Here is a 16,152-nt window from a genome sequence, read left to right on the forward strand (position 1 = left end):
GTCCTGAAACGATCTCAAAACCGCGGAGCTTGATCCTTCGCCGCCCCCAACACCAACCCACGCCGCAACTCCCATGGGGAGAGGGCAAACAAGCGCAGCATCACCCCCATCAAGCGCGGCAACGGCAGTGTGTTGGTGAGGAAGCCAAACCACTCCTCCCTCGGCAAGGAGAAGAAAGTGGCGAAGTGGATGCGCAACAACGCTTCGTTGAATCCCATCAACCGCCCCAAACCGAATTGATAGAGCTGATGGCGCAGCACCAAATCGATCGGCCAGAGCGCTTGCCAACCCCGTTGCGCCAAAGCCGCTGAAACAAGGCTTGGATTGACGAGGGCTTCGGATATGGCCTGGGCCAGATCAGGCCCCCGCCGCAGCAGCGATCCCACCATGTAACCCGAGGCGGGATGAACCATGCTCGCCGCGCCTCCAAAGGCCAGCACCGGCTGGTTGCGATCCGGCAGCGGCAGGTTCATCGGGAAGAGGCAGAACTCCTCATGGATCACCTCAGTGATGTCCACGCCGCGCCGATCGAGGCGCTGCTGCAGCCGTTGTTTGAGCACGTCGTAGGGAACACCCGGCGCCAAGGCGAGTGAGGTTTCCTCCACGAAGAACACCCCATCGCCCAGATCCATCGCATACAAAAACGTGGGCGGTTCGCTGCGCTGCTCCTCGCTGAGGTGATCACAGCGGTAGTCCATCAACACAAACCGGCCCGGCTCAATTGGCGGTTTGGAGAAACGCCCCACCACGCCGTAGGCCGCCTGGCCCGCCACCGGCCCCTGATCGGGGCGGCGAATGTGGGGCGTGCGCGAACCGGAGGCATCAATCACCAAGCGCGCCTGCAGGGTGGTTCCCGATGCGCAGAACACGTTGGTGGTTGCACCGTTCAGCTCCACCCGCTCGGCCGTGTCTTGATGCCAGACCACGCCGTCGGCGCGCTCCAGCCAATGGCGCTGCAGAGCCGCCCGATCGAACAGGCCGTAGTCGATCCCGTGGGCATGGCTCTGATCCTGAGCCGTTGAGCCACCTTCGCCGAAATAACTGACGGTGTCGCTCCAGCGGTGCTCCAGCAGCTGCTCAAGCCCCACCGCTTTGAGCTCTTCGGCCCAGATTCCGTAGGTGTTCGGCCAGGGATCTTCGACCGGATCCGGGGCGATGCCCGCAACAGCCACACCCCGTTGGTTCAGTTCCGACGCGATGCAGAGGGCAGCAGGACCGCCCCCCAGCACCAGCACATCCACCGGCTCAGCCAAGGTCAGCTGTCCTGAGCGTTGTTGTCGGTGTTAGACGCTTCGGTATCACTCGAATCGCTGTCGTTCGAGGTGTCGTCAGCGGAGTCGTCCTCCGCTTCAGGCGGCACCAACACCACCTTCAGCAGCCGGTCGCCCTTGTCGAGCTTTTGCAGACGCACTCCCGTGGCAGCACGGGATTGCTGAGGGATGGCATCGGCGCTGGTGCGCACGATCACCCCCTTCTCGCTCACCAGCAGCAGCTCTTCGCCGGCACCGAGCACACTCAGCCCCACCAGCTGATCGGAGTCGATGCGGAACTTAATCGCCCGCAGGCCCATGCCAGCCCGCTTCTGCAGGCGGAATTGCGTCACCGGAACCCGTTTGCCCAGACCCGAAGCCGAGGCCACGAGCACCCAGGGACCCTCGCTGGCGGCATCCTCTTCATCGTCTGCGCTGGCAGCCACCTGATCGGCGAGTTCCACCGGCAGCACATCCATGCTCACCAGGGCATCGCCCTCGCGCAGGTTCATCGACCGCACGCCGCGGGCCGTGCGCCCCAGGGGGCGCAACTCCTCATCGCTGAGCCGGAAGTGGATGGTCATCCCGGCTTTGGAGCCGATCAAGACGCTGTCGCCCGGCACGGCCAGGCGCACCCAGGTGAGGGCATCGCCTTCCTCCAGGTTGATGGCGATCAGGCCGTTGGAGCGGATGTTGCTGAAGGCCGAAAGGCGGGTGCGCTTGATGAAGCCACCTCGGGTGAGCATCACCAGGTCGGTGTCGTCGCTGAACTCCGACACCGGAATCAACGTGGTGATCGCTTCTTCCCGGGGGATCGGCAACAGCTGCACCACCGGTGTTCCCTTGGCCGCACGGCTGCACTGGGGCACGCGGTAGGCGGGCAAGGCGTACGACACACCACGGTCGCTGAACAGCACCAAGGTGTCGTGGTCGTTGCAGCTGATGAACAGCTTCACCGCATCTTCACCCTGGCTACGGGTGCCGGCCTTGCCGCGGGTGCCGCGGCTGGTGGCCTCGAATTCGCTCACCGGCATCCGCTTGAGGTAGCCGGTCTCGGTGAGCAGCACCACAGACCGCTCGTTGGCGATCAGGTCGATGTCAGACAAGCCACCGCCGAGGTCGAGGATTTCGGTGCGGCGCGGGGTCGGGTAGCGCTCCCGCAGCTGGCCGAGCTCGTCCTGGATGATCCCGAACACCCGCTCACGCCGGCCAAGGATGTCCTTGTAGTCGGCGATCTTGGTGACGAGGTCCTCGTGCTCGAGCCGGATCTTGTCGGCCTCAAGGGCGGTGAGACGACGCAGCTGCATCTGCAGGATGGCGTCGGCCTGGATGTCGGACAAGCCATGACGATCCTGCAGCTGTTGCCGTGCCGTGGCCGTGTCGGGTGCAGCCCGGATCAAGGCAATGATCGGATCGAGCTGATCAAGGGCTAGCAGCAGGCCCAGCAGGATGTGGTCGCGCTCTTCGGCCTTGCGCAGCAGGTAGCGGGTGCGACGCTCGATCGTCTCGACCCGGAAGTCAAGGAACACCTCGAGCATCTTGCGCAGGGTGAGCAGGATCGGCTCACCGTTCACCAGCGCCAGCATGTAGGCACTGAAGTTGCTCTGCAGCGGGGTGAGTTTGAACAGGTTGTTCAGCACCACCTGCGGGTAGGCGTCGCGGCGCAGCTCCACCACGATCCGCATGCCGTCGCGGTCGCTCTCGTCGCGGATGTCAGATATGCCCTCGAGCTTCTTGTCGTTGACCAGCTCCGCGATGCGCTCGATCAGCGCAGCTTTGTTGGTCTGATACGGCAGCTCGGTGATGATCACCGCATCGCGATCGGGCCGCCCGGGAGCCTCAATCGTTTCGATGTTGGCCACGCCGCGCATGGTCACCGAGCCGCGGCCACCCAGGTAGGTCTCGCGGATGCCTTCACGACCCAGGATCTGACCGCCGGTGGGGAAGTCCGGGCCGGGGATCAGCTGGATCAACTCCTGATCGGTGATCTCCGGGTTCGCGATCAACGCGAGCAAGCCATCAATCAGTTCATTGAGGTTGTGGGGCGGGATGTTGGTCGCCATCCCCACGGCTATGCCCGCCGAACCATTCAGCAGCAGCTGCGGGATCCGCGCCGGCAGGACCGTGGGCTCCTGCTGGGAGCCATCGAAGTTGTCTGCGAAATCAACCGTCTCAGCCTCGATGTCCTCCAGGAGGCTGTCGGTGGTGAGCGCCTGCAACCGCGATTCGGTGTATCGCATGGCCGCCGGTGGGTCGTTGTCCACCGAGCCGAAGTTGCCGTGCCCATCGATCAGGGGCATCGACATCGAGAAGTCCTGGGCCATGCGCACCAGGGCGTCGTACACGGCGGTGTCGCCGTGGGGGTGATATTTGCCGAGCACTTCGCCCACCACACGGGCGCACTTGCGGTAAGGCCTGTCGTTGGTGAGGCCCAGCTCGTACATCGCGTACAGGATCCGGCGATGCACCGGCTTGAGGCCATCGCGGGCATCGGGCAGGGCCCGACCCACGATCACGCTCATCGCGTACTCCAAGTAGGAGCGCGACATCTCGTTGCGCAGGTCCGTCTGAATGATCCGATCGTCGGAATCGCCGGGACCGCCGCCGCTAGGCCCCACAGAATCCGTCATACGTGCATCAGACGTCCTTTGTCAGTCTATCTCGGACAGTGGAAGCAACAGAAAAATCCGGATAAACTGCCGAACGCTTTCCACTGATGTGATGGGTCCTGTCGACGAGCCGCGCCCTGAAGCCGAAACCCCAGGCAGCGACCCCACCCCCACATCGGAGCCCACGCCCGCCGCAACGCCGGAACCTGAGCCGACTCCGGCACCAACACCGGCGCCCACGCCAGCACCAACCCCCGCTCCAACACCAGACCCGGTGATCGCTTCCACCGTGTCGATCTCTGCTCAGGAGAGCGCCGATGAAGACGGCGGCGAATGGGAGCTGCTGTTGGGCAAGGTGAAGGACTGGCTCGAGCAGAACGATCTGGCGGAGCTCTGGACCAAAGCCCAGCTGCCACTGCGGGTGTTGGGCGGCCTGATCGTGTTCAGCCTGGTGGCGACGGTTTACTCCGGTGTGCTCAGCACCATCAACAGCATCCCTCTGGTGCCAGGCCTGCTGGAGCTGGCCGGCGTGGTCTGGCTGGTGAACTTCGCCCTGCGCAACCTGATCCGCAACAGCGATCGGGACAACTTCATCAAGGGCGCCCGCTCCACCTGGACCCGCGTGACGGGCCGATCGAGCTGACCCGATCAAGCTGAGCTGATCATCCCGATTGGTAGCTTGATCTGACTTTATTGAAGTCGCGCGGTGGACATTCAGCTCGGACGCTCCAAGACCGTTCGCCGGGCCTACGGAATTGATGAAATTGCCCTGGTGCCTGGGGGTCGCACGGTGGACCCCGAGGTCACCGATACCCGTTGGACCCTGGGTGGCATCGAGCGCGAGATCCCGATCATCGCCAGCGCCATGGACGGCGTGGTGGACGTGGGCATGGCCGTTCGCCTGTCCCAACTGGGCGCCCTTGGCGTGTTGAACCTTGAGGGTGTTCAGACCCGCTACGACGACCCCAACCAGGTGCTGGATCGCATCGCCGCCGTTGGCAAGGACGAATTCGTCCCGCTGATGCAGGAGATCTACAGCCAGCCGGTTCAGGAGGCGCTGATCCGCAAACGCATCCAGGACATCAAGGCCCAGGGCGGCATTGCAGCCGTTAGCGGCACTCCGGTGGCAGCCATGCGTTTCGGCAAGGCCATCGCCGAAGCCGGAGCCGACCTGTTCTTCGTGCAGGCCACCGTGGTCTCGACGGATCACACCGGTCCTGCAGGCCAGGAGACCCTGGATCTGGAAGCCCTGTGCCGCGACATGGGCGTTCCCGTGGTGATCGGCAACTGCGTCACCTACGACGTGGCCCTGCAGCTGATGAGGGCTGGTGCCGCCGGCGTGATGGTGGGCATCGGCCCCGGTGCAGCCTGCACCTCCCGTGGCGTTCTCGGCGTGGGCATTCCCCAGGCCACCGCAGTGGCCGACTGTGCTGCCGCCCGGGCCGACTACGAAAAGGAAAGCGGTCGCTACGTGCCGATCGTTGCCGACGGTGGCATCGTCACCGGCGGTGACATCTGCAAGTGCATCGCCTGTGGCGCCGACGCCGTGATGATCGGTTCTCCCATCGCCCGTGCTGAGGAAGCTCCCGGCCGTGGCTTCCACTGGGGCATGGCCACCCCAAGCCCTGTACTGCCCCGCGGCACCCGCATCAATGTGGGCAACACCGGCAGCATCGAGCGCATCCTGCGTGGCCCGGCCAAGTTGGACGACGGCACCCACAACCTGCTGGGCTGCCTGAAGACATCGATGGGCACCCTGGGCGCCCAAACCATTAAAGAGATGCAGCAGGTGGAGGTGGTCGTGGCACCCTCCCTGCTGACGGAAGGCAAGGTCTACCAAAAGGCCCAGCACCTCGGAATGGGCAAGTAATGCAGGGCTAAATTGGAGCTGTGCGGGCCTCGGCCCCACACTCCTCACACCCCCCGGCCCGACGCGATCGGGCTTTCACTCTTTGTGGAGAGCGACTGTCACAGTTCCCTTCTCAGCAGGGAAGAGCTGTGTTTTCGCTCGAAACCGTTGCTAAATTCTCCCTAAATTCTCCTGCTCATATGTCCAGCGCTGCTGCTGTCACCGATGCATCCTTCGAGCAGGACGTGCTCCAGAGCGACGTACCGGTTCTCGTGGACTTCTGGGCACCCTGGTGCGGACCCTGCCGCATGGTGGCTCCGATCGTGGAAGAGATCGCCAAGGAATTTGACGGCCAGATCAAGGTGTTCAAGCTCAACACCGACGAGAACCCCAACGTGGCCAGCCAGTACGGCATCCGCAGCATCCCGACGCTGATGGTTTTCAAGGGCGGCCAGAAAGTTGACACCGTCGTGGGCGCTGTTCCCAAGGCAACCCTGTCAGGCACCATTTCCAAGTACCTCTGAATCCGTATCCAGAACGGATCGACCGGTTGAGTCTGAACCTCGGGTTAATCGATTACGGCATGGGCAATCTCCACTCGGTGGAGAGATGCCTCGAGCGGCTCGATCAGTGCTGCTCATTGATCCATAACGCCGAAGATCTGGAGGGCGTCGATGCGCTGATCCTGCCCGGGGTCGGCGCTTTTGATCCGGCCATGGCAAACCTCAGGGCCACCGGACTGGTGCCCCACCTGTTGCGCTGGGGTCAGGAGGATCGCCCCTTGCTCGGCATCTGCCTCGGCCTGCAACTGCTGTTCGAGCAGAGCGATGAAGGCAGCGATCCAGGCCTCGGGCTCTTGGGCGGACGGGTGAGCCGCCTGCCCAGCAACAGCGGCGAACGCATCCCCCACATGGGCTGGGCTCCGTTGAAGCATCACGGCAGCTGCCCGCTGCTCAGCAGCGATGCCCCATCAGAGTGGGTGTATTTCGTGCACAGCTACGCCGCTGTTCCCAGCGATCGAAATGACCTCAAGGCCTCGGCCCCCTTCGGCGATCAGGAGGTGACCGCTGTGGTCTGGCGGGGCCGCGTCGGCGCTTGCCAGTTCCATCCGGAGAAGTCGTCCGATGCTGGAGAACAGATGCTCAAGCGTTGGTTGACCTGGCTGTGTAACGGGGCTGAACCCTGCCCATGAGCGGTGGCGGGCAACTGCGCCTCAGCGGGGGGCGACGGCTGCTGAGCCCCGGGGGTCGCACGGCTCGGCCCACCACCTCCAGGGTGCGCGAAGCCGTGATGAACATCCTTGCCCCGCATCTGCAGGACTGCCGCTGGCTCGACCTCTGCAGCGGCAGCGGCGTGATGGGCTGTGAGGCCCTGCAGCGGGGGGCTCGCTGTGTGGTGGCCGTTGATCAAGACCCGCAATGCATCCGCGTCAGCCGCAGCAACCTCAGTGCAGTGGCGGCGAGCCGTTCACAGGCTCCGGAAATCCGCACAGAACGGAGGGAGCTGATCGCATGGCTGCTCAAGGGCTGGAACCAGGAGCCCTTCGACATCGTCTATTTCGACCCCCCTTACGACCAGGGCCTCTACGAACCCTGCTTTATCGCCCTCGCCGAGGGGAATTGGCTTCACCAGGACTCCCTGGTGGTGTGTGAACATCGCTCAAACCTGAACCCAGAACCGGGCTCAGATTGGACGGTTGTGGATCAACGCCGCTACGGCATCAGCAGCGTGATGCTTCTCAGCCCCCCAGAGCGCTGCCACCGCGGCGGTACTGGTTCCATGCCGCCACGAACAGACCCATCAGCGTGACGGGGATCAGACCCAAAACGATGCCGCAGAGCAGAGGTTCGATCATCGCGTCGCGTCAGCAATCAGAATTAGGGAGAATTCTCTCATTGGAACTCCGGGTCTGTGGTCCAGCCGTCACGAATTGCGGCCGAATCGGCATCAGCTGATGCAAATGATTCGAGCGATCGGGGGCGCGGCCTGATCGCCGCGCTCGTGGTGTCAGCTGCCACGGCCTGCGTGGTGCTGGTGCTCTGGGTTCTGGGCAGCGCCCAGCAGGACCCCTACATCAAGGCCAGCCTTGAGCTGCAGGGGGCCGTTGACCACGGCGGCCAGCTGTTCCGGATCAATTGCGCCGGCTGCCACGGCCTTGCCGGCCAGGGGTTGGTGGGCCCTCAACTTCAGGGCGTCAGCAACCAGCTCAAAGACCCCGTTCTGGTGCACCAGATCATCAGCGGCGAGACTCCTCCCATGCCGAGCTTTGAGATGGAACCGCAATCGATGGCCGACCTGCTGGCCTATCTGCACACCCTCAGCTGAGCCGCTGCCTTGAATGCCGTTGTCGTGCTGGTGGAGCCGGCCGGCCCCCTAAACATCGGAAGCGTGGCCAGGCTCTGCGCCAATTTCGGGGTAGGCGAACTGCGGCTGGTGGCCCCCCGCTGTGACCACCTCAGCGAGGAGGCGATGCTGATGGCCGTGCACGGCCAGGCGCTGCTTCAGGCCGCCATGGTGGTTCCCGACCTGCTGACGGCCATCCATGACTGCCGCCGCACCGTGGGCAGTTGCGGACGCCTGGACCATGGAGAGATCCCCCTGCAAACACCCGAGCAGGCCCTGGGTTGGTTGCTGGCCAGGGATGGCAGCAGCTCCAGCTCAGACGCCCCCGTGGCCTTGGTGTTTGGACGGGAAGACCGCGGCCTCAGCAACAGTGAGCTGCGGCTCTGCCAGAGGGTTCTCTGCCTGCAGAGCGGGGAGGCCTATCCCTCGCTGAATCTCTCCCACGCCGTGGCGGTGGTGCTGCATGAGTTGGCCCGCCTCAACAGCGGGAGTACTGAAACCCACTGCATCGAGCCGCCATCGCCGGACCCGGCAGCCGCCAAGGCGCTTTCAGCCTTTCTTGACGACGCCACTGACCTGCTGCTGGAGGCCGGTTTCCTGCTGGAGCACACCGCCTCCGCCCGCATGGCCAAGGTGCGGGATCTGCTGCAACGCGCCACGGTGCGCGCTGAGGAGGTGGCTCTGCTGCGGGGAATGGTGCGCCAACTGCGCTGGGCCATCCGCGCCAAGCGCCCCTAATCTCTGCCGAACAGTCACGGCTGAAAGGTTGAGCAGCAGTCGTTCGTCACGTCGCTCCGCCGGCTGGAAAGGTCCGGCCCCGCTCATCCTGCGGCTGGTGTTGATGGGGGTGGGTCTGGGACTGCTCACCGGCAGCGGCCTGCGGCTGCTAGCGCCCCGCGTTCAGCAACAGGAGATCGCCCTGCCCAGCTGGCTGGCCGATCAAGCGCTGATCACCACGCTGCTCGGTGACGCCATGGAGCCGCCCAGCACTGAAAACGCCGCAGGGAAGAAACCTGCTTCTGTCGTGGCGAAGGGTCTGAAGCAGGCACGCTTCGCCCCCAGGCAGGAAATCAGGGCGCTGAGTGAGCGCTGGCTGGAGCTGGCCGCACAACAGAGGGATCTGCAGGCCAGCGCCTACATGCTGATCCTCGACGACGGGCGCTTTGCGGCCATGCAGGCCGAACGGCCGATGGCTGCCGCCAGCTCCATCAAGACGCCGATCCTGCTCGCAGTGCTGGAACTGCTGGATCAGGGAACACTGCAGTGGAACGAACCGCTCACGCTTACCGAGGAGCTGGTGGGAGGCGGCGCCGGTTGGATGGCCTCCTGGCCCCTGGGCAGTCGCTTCCCCACCCATGAGGTGGCCACGGAAATGATCCGAGTGAGTGACAACTCCGCCACCAACCTGATGATTGCCCGGGCGGGGGGAATGGATGCGATCAACGCCCGCTTTCAGGAGCTGGACCTGCCCTCCACCGTGGTGAACAACTGGCTGCCGGATCTCGACGGAACCAACACCACCAGTGCCAGAGATCTCAGCCGGGCAATCGCCTTGGTGGACAGCGGCGAGCTGCTGGCCCCCCGCAGCCGGGATCTTTTTCGCGAGGTGATGGGCACGTCGATCACCAACACGCTGCTGCCCAGGGGCTTGATGCGCGGCCTCGGTGGCGCCCAGGGCGAACCGGACGCAAGCCTGGCCCGGAAGGGGTACCGCGTCTACAACAAAACAGGCGACATCGGCATCGCCTACGCCGATGCCGGGCTGATCGAACTCCCCGACGGACGACGCGCTGTGGCGGGATTTCTGGTGGAGGGCCCCTTCAACGACCCCCGATCCACCGAACTGATCCGTCAGCTCGTCGCTGCGATGGCACCGCACCTCAAACCCATCCCTGTTCCGCCCAAGCCATGAAGCTCGCTCCGCTGTTGTCTGCTGCCTGGCTGGCTGTTGCAGCCATGCCCGGCGCTGCGGAGGTGATTGAGCGTCAGCAGAGCGTTCGCCCCCTGCCGGGAGGCCTCGACAGCGTGTTGATGGTGAACGACAACAACCCCGAACTGATCGAAGACGACGGCATCCTGATCTCAACCTTCCCCGATGGGAAGGCGGCGTCGGTTCCAGTGGTGCTGAACGGTCGGTTCGACCTGTTCAGCCACCACGTGTATGCCGGTGATGCGGCGGGCAGCCCCAGCTCAACCCTGTGGCTGGCGGTGCTGGCAGCTCCGCTGGGGAACGCTCCTGTGACCCTGCAGCTGCTCTCAGGCAGCACCTCGCTTTCGCAGGCCACAGGGCCCGGCCAGACCCAGGCCCCCTTCCTGCCCTTGCCGAGCCTGATGCCGGAAACCACCGACGTGGTGGCGTCTGGCCCCGGCAGCCGTGTGGCTGGCGATCTGTTGGCCGGCCGCCGCGCAGTGGAACTGACCAACCGCCGCTGGAGCCTGGCTCCCGGTGCACCCACGCAGCTGTTGCTGTTACCGATTCCCGTTGCCGGTCTCGATCCCCTGCTCAACGGCCGCAACCTGCAACTGCGCTTCCATAGTTCCGGGCCGGTGGCGCTGGCCACCCTGGCCGCCCACGGTGAAAACGGAAAGGCTCCAAGCGAGCAGCACTGGCTGCAACTGCTCAAGGACCAGCGCATGAGCGGCAAGGAGCACCAACCCACCCCACGGGGCAGCAAGGGCAAGATCATTTATTCCCGGGTGAGCGGTGTTCAGATCGGCAGCAGCTGGCGGGCGCGCATCACCGACCCGGGCAGCCCGGTGCTGGCCGCACCCAAGGCCCCCATCTCCTGGCCGATCAGCAGCCTGGAGCGCGGCACCCTCGCCACCAACCAGGTGCAAACCGCGGAACTCAAACGCTTTTACCCTGGCACCGCCTGGGCGGCCCATGGCAACTACGGGGTGGAGTACGACCTCACCCTGCCGCTGAAAAACACCGGTTCAGCCGCGGTCACGCTGCAACTGTCGCTGGATTCGCCCCTCAAAGGCAACAGCACCACCTCTCTGCTGCGCTTCCGCGATGACCTCAACGGTCCGGTGATGTTCCGCGGGCCTGTGCAGACCACGGGTCTGGAGGATTCAGAGGGTGTTGCCAAGGGGCGCCAGACCCAGCACCTGGTGCTGCGCCAGGGGCAGCAGGGGCCGTTCTTGGGACAGCTGATGCTCAAGCCAGGGGAGGACAAAGAGGTACGCGTTCGCCTGGTCTATCCCGCTGATGCCACGCCACCGCAAGTCATCACCGTGCAGCCTGTGAAACAATCCTGAGCACGCCTAGAGAATTGCTCGTGACTGCACCCCGGAAGCGCAGGGTCTTCCCCTTCACTGCGGTGATCGGTCAGGAGGAGATGAAGCTGGCCCTGCTTCTCAACGTGATCGATCCGCGCATTGGCGGCGTGATGATCATGGGAGACCGTGGCACCGGCAAATCCACCACGATCCGTGCCCTGGCTGATCTGCTGCCGGACATCGACGTTGTCGCCGGCGATCCATACAACAGCTCGGCCAGCGATCCCGACCTGCAGAGCAGTGAGGTGCGCGAGCGGATGCAGCAGGGGGAAACCCTAAGCACCGAACCGCGGCAGGTGCCGATGGTGGACCTTCCCCTCGGTGCAACGGAAGACCGCCTCTGCGGCACCATCGATATCGAGAAAGCCCTGAGCGAAGGCGTGCGCGCCTTTGAGCCCGGCCTGCTGGCCAAGGCCAACCGCGGCCTGCTCTACGTGGATGAGGTGAACCTGCTCGACGACCACCTCGTCGACGTTCTGCTCGACTCCGCCGCCTCCGGCTGGAACACCGTGGAACGGGAAGGCGTCTCCGTGCGTCACCCCGCGCGTTTCGTGTTGATCGGCTCCGGCAACCCCGAGGAAGGCGAACTCCGCCCCCAGCTGCTCGACCGTTTTGGCATGAGCGTGGAAGTGCGCACCGTGCGTGATCCGGAACTGCGGGTGCAGGTGGTGGACCAGCGCACCGCTTTCGACAGCGATCCCGATGGCTTCAGCACCGCCGTGGAGGGCAACCAAAACGCCCTGCAACAGCGTGTGGTGGAGGCTCAGCAACGCCTCGGTCAGGTGACCATCGATGAGGATCTGCGCCTGCGCATCTCCGCGGTCTGCGGCGAGCTGGATGTGGATGGTCTGCGGGGTGACATCGTCACCAACCGTGCCGCCCGGGCCCTGGCCGCCTTCGAAGGACGCACGGAAGTGAGCGAGGAAGACGTGGCGCGCGTGGCCTCCTGCTGCCTGCGCCACCGGCTGCGCAAGGACCCCCTGGAGCAGGTGGATTCCGGCGACCGCGTGGTGAAGGTGTTCTGCAAGGTGTTTGAGCGCAGCGAGAGCAGCGACCGCGCTGATTTCGAACTGGCCCTCGCCGCCTGATCCCCCCACAATCAGCCCATGCGGATCCTCGGCATCGACCCGGGCCTCGCCCGGGTGGGCTACGGGGTGATCGACATTCAGGACGGATGCCAGCGCATGCTCGATTGCGGCATCATCCAGACCGATTCCGGTCGCTCTGACGGTGATCGCATGGTGGAGATCGCTGGCGACCTGCGCCAGCTGATCCGGATCTGGCGCCCGGAACTGGCGGCCGTGGAGAAGTTTTTCTTCTACCGATCCAGCAACACCATCAACGTGGTACAGGCACGGGGCGTGGTGGTGATGACCCTGGCCCGCTTCAAGATCCCGATAGTGGAGTTCCCACCCATGCAGATCAAACTCGCCGTGGCGGGGTTCGGCCATGCCGAAAAGGATGAGGTGCTGGAGGCGGTGATGCGGGAGTTGAACCTGGAGGAACCGCCCCGCCCGGACGATGCGGCCGATGCCCTTGCGGTGGCGCTGACGGCCTGGTTGCAGCGATGAGCAGCAAGCCAACCCTGCGCCGTCACTTCAAAGCCCAGCGTCATCTGGAGGTAGCCGCCACGCGATCCATCCAGAACGCCGTGGCGGCGTTGATCGACCAGTCCAACTGCGGCAACCGCCATGTGGGCATCTACTGGCCCCTCCCGGGGGAAGTTGATGTACGGCCGATGCGGGATGGTCCCCATCCGCCCTTGGCCTTGCCGGTGGCCGATGGCAACGGCAAGCTCATCTACCGAAGCTGGTGTGAGGAATCGCTTCAGCCCGATGGCTGCGGCATTCCCGCTCCTGCCACAGGAGATGCTCTGAAACCCGATCAAGTGGCGCTGCTGCTAGTGCCGGCGCTTGCGGTGGACGGCGCGGGAATCCGCCTGGGCTACGGCGGTGGGTATTACGACCGGCTCAGGGCTGATCCCGCCTGGGCTGCCGTGCCGGCCTGGGTGGTGCTGCCCTCAACCTGCCTTGCGGCCGAGGCGTTGCCTCGGGAGTCCTGGGATGTTCCGTTCACCGGCTGGATCACGGAACAGGGTGCTGGTCGGCCCGCCTGAGAGGCCGCATCATGGGCAGCATTGATCGCCCTTCCATGCTGCGTCTGCTGGCTCCACTGTTTCTGCTCGGCTCAGTGCTACATGGCGCGCTGCTGGCCCCTGCCAAAGCCCATCAGATCGAAAGTGCTCTGCAGTATCTCGATGGCGATCTGCAATTGAGCAGCAGCTTTTCCAACGGTGAGCCCACCCAGGGGGCCGTTGTTCGCCTGCTCAATGCCGATGGCACGCCAGGGCAGGAACTGGGCCGCACCGATGCCGAGGGACGCCTGAGCCTCGATCTCAGCAGCGTGGGCAACGGCACCGTTGATCTCCAGGTGGACGGTGGTCCAGGCCACCGCGACTACCTCGAACTTCCCGTTCAAGACGGCGAAGTGGATCTGAACGAGGTGGTCATGTTCCCGTTCAGCCTGGTGATGGTGGGGCTGCTGGTTAGCGTGCGACGTCGATACGACTGAGCCCCGCATGGCCACCAGCACCGGCAGTGATGCCCTCGACCGGATGGTGGAGCGCCTGGGCGGCACCGCCGATCCAAAACGCCGCTACGAATACGTGCTCTGGTTGGCCAAGAAGCTCGCACCCATGCCGGCCGAGGAGCAGACCGACGACATCAAGGTGAAGGGATGTGTGTCGCAGGTGTTTGTGCGGGGTGCCCTCGATGAGGGAGTGATGCGCTGGCAGGGCGACTCCGATGCGCTGATCACCAAGGGACTGCTCGCATTGTTGATCCAGGGGCTGGATGGATTGACACCGGCCCAGGTGCAGGCGGTGGACCCGGCCTTCATTGCAGCAACAGGCCTGCAGGCCAGCCTGACGCCCTCACGCGCCAATGGCTTCCTCAACATCCTCCTGGCCATGCAGGAGCAGGCCCGTCAACTGGACAGCTGACCCAAGCGCTGATCAGGACAGGGACAGGGACCGACAGAGACAGGAACAGAAGCCGAATCACGTCAATACATAGAGTCGCTCGCAAACGTTCCAACACGGATCACAGGGGATGGCAGCAAATGTCGGCGTGGGTCTGCTGGGACTGGGCACGGTTGGCGGTGGAGTGGCATCGATCCTCCAGAACCCCAGCGAACGTCACCCGCTGGTGGGTGAACTGGAGCTGATCCGTGTTGCCGTCCGCGATCTGAACCGCCCCCGGCCCGTTGCTCTGGACGAAAGCCTGCTGACCACCGACCCATCGGCGGTGATTCAGGACCCAGCCGTGGACGTGGTGGTGGAGGTGATCGGCGGCCTGGAGCCGGCCCGCAGCCTGATTCTCCAGGCGATTGCAGCCGGCAAATCCGTGGTGACCGCCAACAAGGCCGTGATCGCACGCCACGGTCAGGAAATCGCTGAAGCCGCGGCCGCCGCCGGGGTATACGTGCTGATAGAGGCCGCCGTTGGTGGCGGCATTCCCATCATTGAGCCGCTGAAGCAGTCCCTGGGGGGCAACCGCATCAACCGCGTCAGCGGCATCATCAACGGCACCACCAACTACATCCTCACCCGCATGGCTGAGGAGGGGGCCGCCTATGACTCGGTGCTCAAGGATGCCCAGGAGCTGGGCTACGCCGAAGCCGATCCGGCAGCGGATGTGGACGGTCTTGATGCGGCCGACAAGGTCGCGATCCTTGCGACTCTGGCCTTCGGCGGCAGCGTGGATCGCGCTGCCGTTCCCACCGAGGGCATCAGTGGCCTGCAGGGAGTGGATGTGGATTACGCCAATCAACTGGGCTACGGCGTGAAGCTGCTGGCGGTGGCCGAGCGCATGGCTGAAAGCGGCGATCCCCTGCCCCTCTCCCTGCGGGTGCAGCCCACGCTGGTTCCCAAGGACCACCCCCTGGCCGGCGTGAACGGCGTCAACAACGCCATCCTTGTGGAAGGTGACCCCATCGGCCGGGTGATGTTCTACGGCCCCGGCGCGGGCGCCGGCCCGACCGCTTCTGCGGTGGTGGCTGACATCCTCAACATCGCCGGCATCCGCCAGGCCAGTGAAGGGCCGGGGAACGTGGATCCCCTGCTGGCCGCCAGCAGCTGGCGCCCCTGCGCTCTGGTCGACTCAGGCGACATTCGCCAACGCCACTATGTGCGTTTCAAGACAAAAGACGCCCCTGGCGTGATCGGCAACGTGGGCGGCTGCTTCGGCCAACGCAACGTGTCGATCCAGTCGATCGTGCAGTTCAATGCCAGCGACGCCGGCGCCGAGATCGTTGTGATCACCCACGAAGTGAGCCAACGTCAGATGAATGAAGCCCTGGACGCCATCCAGGCTTTGCCGGAGGTGTCTGGCCTGGCCGCTCACCTCGGCTGCCTCTAGGGAGAGCTTCAGCCCTGGCGAATGCCCCCTGGCGTGCGTCAGAGTGTCAAGAACTTCCACAGCACAGGCCTGAATCCTCAGATCTGTGCTCGAAACGGTTCATGCAGAACCTCACCTGTTCGAGTCCCGGTCAAGGCTGCCCCCTAGAGGAGGAGGTGAATCCGATGACGGTGCACCAGGGAGATTGCGTCAATCTCGACAGTGACGACGACACTTATCAGGTGATCGGCGTGGATGGTGACCACGACCGCTGCTGGGTGCGCCGCTGGCCCTTGCAGAGCAACGAGGGCTCACCGGTGTTCGAAATCTCGTTGGAAAGGATTCGCCAGGTCGGGTAAGTCCCTGTTGAATGGGCCGACCCGTGTTGATTGAGGCCCGTTGAAGCGCACCGATCGCCCCAC

Annotated in this window: 18 protein-coding genes and 1 pseudogene; 16 read left to right on the forward strand and 3 right to left on the reverse strand. The window is 64.5% G+C overall.

The features are described from left to right. Positions 1 to 14 precede the first annotated feature (14 nt). Together crtL and gyrA are read right to left on the reverse strand one after the other, a co-directional pair. Positions 15 to 1,253, reverse strand: coding sequence for a lycopene beta cyclase (gene crtL / locus DXY02_RS06640; protein ID WP_114988575.1), 1,239 nt, complete (start codon positions 1,251 to 1,253; stop codon positions 15 to 17). Positions 1,254 to 1,255: 2 nt separating this feature from the next. Beyond that, positions 1,256 to 3,880, reverse strand: a complete 2,625-nt coding sequence (gene gyrA / locus DXY02_RS06645) for a DNA gyrase subunit A (RefSeq protein WP_114988576.1) — start codon at positions 3,878 to 3,880, stop codon at positions 1,256 to 1,258. A gap of 91 nt (positions 3,881 to 3,971) precedes the next feature. Between gyrA and DXY02_RS06650 the strand changes: the two genes are divergently transcribed. The 5 genes and pseudogenes from DXY02_RS06650 to rsmD form a co-directional block, all read left to right on the forward strand. Further along, the gene (locus DXY02_RS06650) at positions 3,972 to 4,502 is read left to right on the forward strand and encodes a CAAD domain-containing protein (RefSeq protein WP_114988577.1); all 531 of its coding nucleotides are present in this window, start codon (positions 3,972 to 3,974) and stop codon (positions 4,500 to 4,502) included. A gap of 63 nt (positions 4,503 to 4,565) precedes the next feature. Then, a complete protein-coding gene (locus DXY02_RS06655; RefSeq protein ID WP_114988578.1) occupies positions 4,566 to 5,729 on the forward strand; it encodes a GuaB3 family IMP dehydrogenase-related protein in 1,164 nt (387 codons plus the stop codon). Between the two features lie 179 nt (positions 5,730 to 5,908). Continuing rightward, entirely contained in the window at positions 5,909 to 6,232 is a 324-nt protein-coding gene (gene trxA, locus DXY02_RS06660; RefSeq protein WP_006851354.1) for a thioredoxin, read from the forward strand. A 26-nt stretch (positions 6,233 to 6,258) separates the two neighbouring features. After that, the gene (hisH, locus tag DXY02_RS06665) at positions 6,259 to 6,900 is read left to right on the forward strand and encodes an imidazole glycerol phosphate synthase subunit HisH (RefSeq protein ID WP_114988579.1); all 642 of its coding nucleotides are present in this window, start codon (positions 6,259 to 6,261) and stop codon (positions 6,898 to 6,900) included. After that, a pseudogene (gene rsmD / locus DXY02_RS06670) lies at positions 6,897 to 7,436 on the forward strand (16S rRNA (guanine(966)-N(2))-methyltransferase RsmD); the annotation flags it as partial. The gene hisH and the pseudogene rsmD, both read left to right, overlap by 4 nt. 10 nt (positions 7,437 to 7,446) lie before the next feature. Here the strand turns inward: rsmD and petG are convergent. Then, positions 7,447 to 7,563: a cytochrome b6-f complex subunit V gene (gene petG / locus DXY02_RS12945; protein WP_071823076.1), complete on the reverse strand. Its 117-nt coding sequence runs from the start codon at positions 7,561 to 7,563 to the stop codon at positions 7,447 to 7,449. 56 nt (positions 7,564 to 7,619) lie between these two features. Between petG and DXY02_RS06680 the strand changes: the two genes are divergently transcribed. The 11 genes from DXY02_RS06680 (at position 7,620) to DXY02_RS06730 (ending at position 16,089) form a co-directional block, all read left to right on the forward strand. After that, positions 7,620 to 8,033 carry a c-type cytochrome gene (locus DXY02_RS06680; RefSeq protein ID WP_025362444.1) on the forward strand — a complete coding sequence of 138 codons (414 nt, stop codon included), beginning with the start codon at positions 7,620 to 7,622 and terminating at the stop codon, positions 8,031 to 8,033. Between the two features lie 9 nt (positions 8,034 to 8,042). Continuing rightward, positions 8,043 to 8,789: an RNA methyltransferase gene (locus tag DXY02_RS06685; RefSeq protein WP_114988581.1), complete on the forward strand. Its 747-nt coding sequence runs from the start codon at positions 8,043 to 8,045 to the stop codon at positions 8,787 to 8,789. A 28-nt stretch (positions 8,790 to 8,817) separates the two neighbouring features. Beyond that, positions 8,818 to 9,963 carry a serine hydrolase gene (locus DXY02_RS06690; protein ID WP_114988582.1) on the forward strand — a complete coding sequence of 382 codons (1,146 nt, stop codon included), beginning with the start codon at positions 8,818 to 8,820 and terminating at the stop codon, positions 9,961 to 9,963. Beyond that, positions 9,960 to 11,312 carry a DUF3370 domain-containing protein gene (locus DXY02_RS06695; protein WP_114988583.1) on the forward strand — a complete coding sequence of 451 codons (1,353 nt, stop codon included), beginning with the start codon at positions 9,960 to 9,962 and terminating at the stop codon, positions 11,310 to 11,312. Before DXY02_RS06690 ends, DXY02_RS06695 begins: the two co-directional genes overlap by 4 nt. A 20-nt stretch (positions 11,313 to 11,332) precedes the next feature. Beyond that, positions 11,333 to 12,421, forward strand: coding sequence for a magnesium chelatase ATPase subunit I (gene bchI, locus DXY02_RS06700; RefSeq protein WP_114988646.1), 1,089 nt, complete (start codon positions 11,333 to 11,335; stop codon positions 12,419 to 12,421). A gap of 18 nt (positions 12,422 to 12,439) precedes the next feature. Then, the gene (gene ruvC / locus DXY02_RS06705; protein ID WP_114988584.1) at positions 12,440 to 12,904 is read left to right on the forward strand and encodes a crossover junction endodeoxyribonuclease RuvC; all 465 of its coding nucleotides are present in this window, start codon (positions 12,440 to 12,442) and stop codon (positions 12,902 to 12,904) included. Next, the gene (locus DXY02_RS06710; protein WP_114988585.1) at positions 12,901 to 13,449 is read left to right on the forward strand and encodes a 5-formyltetrahydrofolate cyclo-ligase; all 549 of its coding nucleotides are present in this window, start codon (positions 12,901 to 12,903) and stop codon (positions 13,447 to 13,449) included. Before ruvC ends, DXY02_RS06710 begins: the two co-directional genes overlap by 4 nt. 11 nt (positions 13,450 to 13,460) lie before the next feature. Then, on the forward strand, positions 13,461 to 13,904 hold the full coding sequence (locus DXY02_RS06715) for a hypothetical protein (protein ID WP_114988586.1): 444 nt from the start codon (positions 13,461 to 13,463) through the stop codon (positions 13,902 to 13,904). Positions 13,905 to 13,911: 7 nt separating this feature from the next. Next, on the forward strand, positions 13,912 to 14,334 hold the full coding sequence (locus DXY02_RS06720) for a SufE family protein (protein WP_114988587.1): 423 nt from the start codon (positions 13,912 to 13,914) through the stop codon (positions 14,332 to 14,334). Positions 14,335 to 14,443: 109 nt separating this feature from the next. After that, positions 14,444 to 15,751, forward strand: coding sequence for a homoserine dehydrogenase (locus DXY02_RS06725; protein WP_114988588.1), 1,308 nt, complete (start codon positions 14,444 to 14,446; stop codon positions 15,749 to 15,751). Positions 15,752 to 15,852: 101 nt separating this feature from the next. Continuing rightward, positions 15,853 to 16,089 carry a hypothetical protein gene (locus DXY02_RS06730; RefSeq protein ID WP_114988589.1) on the forward strand — a complete coding sequence of 79 codons (237 nt, stop codon included), beginning with the start codon at positions 15,853 to 15,855 and terminating at the stop codon, positions 16,087 to 16,089. The last annotated feature ends 63 nt before the right edge of the window (positions 16,090 to 16,152 follow it).

The organism is Synechococcus sp. N19, from assembly GCF_900474045.1.
GTDB lineage: Bacteria > Cyanobacteriota > Cyanobacteriia > PCC-6307 > Cyanobiaceae > Parasynechococcus.

Coding starts and splice junctions, on each gene's coding strand:
- gyrA (WP_114988576.1), bottom strand. CDS start 3,880: ATGACGGATTCTGTGGGGCCTAGCGGCGGCGGTCCCGGCGATTCCGAC.
- DXY02_RS06650 (WP_114988577.1), top strand. CDS start 3,972: ATGGGTCCTGTCGACGAGCCGCGCCCTGAAGCCGAAACCCCAGGCAGC.
- trxA (WP_006851354.1), top strand. CDS start 5,909: ATGTCCAGCGCTGCTGCTGTCACCGATGCATCCTTCGAGCAGGACGTG.
- petG (WP_071823076.1), bottom strand. CDS start 7,563: ATGATCGAACCTCTGCTCTGCGGCATCGTTTTGGGTCTGATCCCCGTC.
- DXY02_RS06695 (WP_114988583.1), top strand. CDS start 9,960: ATGAAGCTCGCTCCGCTGTTGTCTGCTGCCTGGCTGGCTGTTGCAGCC.
- ruvC (WP_114988584.1), top strand. CDS start 12,440: ATGCGGATCCTCGGCATCGACCCGGGCCTCGCCCGGGTGGGCTACGGG.
- DXY02_RS06710 (WP_114988585.1), top strand. CDS start 12,901: ATGAGCAGCAAGCCAACCCTGCGCCGTCACTTCAAAGCCCAGCGTCAT.
- DXY02_RS06715 (WP_114988586.1), top strand. CDS start 13,461: ATGGGCAGCATTGATCGCCCTTCCATGCTGCGTCTGCTGGCTCCACTG.
- DXY02_RS06720 (WP_114988587.1), top strand. CDS start 13,912: ATGGCCACCAGCACCGGCAGTGATGCCCTCGACCGGATGGTGGAGCGC.
- DXY02_RS06725 (WP_114988588.1), top strand. CDS start 14,444: ATGGCAGCAAATGTCGGCGTGGGTCTGCTGGGACTGGGCACGGTTGGC.
- DXY02_RS06730 (WP_114988589.1), top strand. CDS start 15,853: ATGCAGAACCTCACCTGTTCGAGTCCCGGTCAAGGCTGCCCCCTAGAG.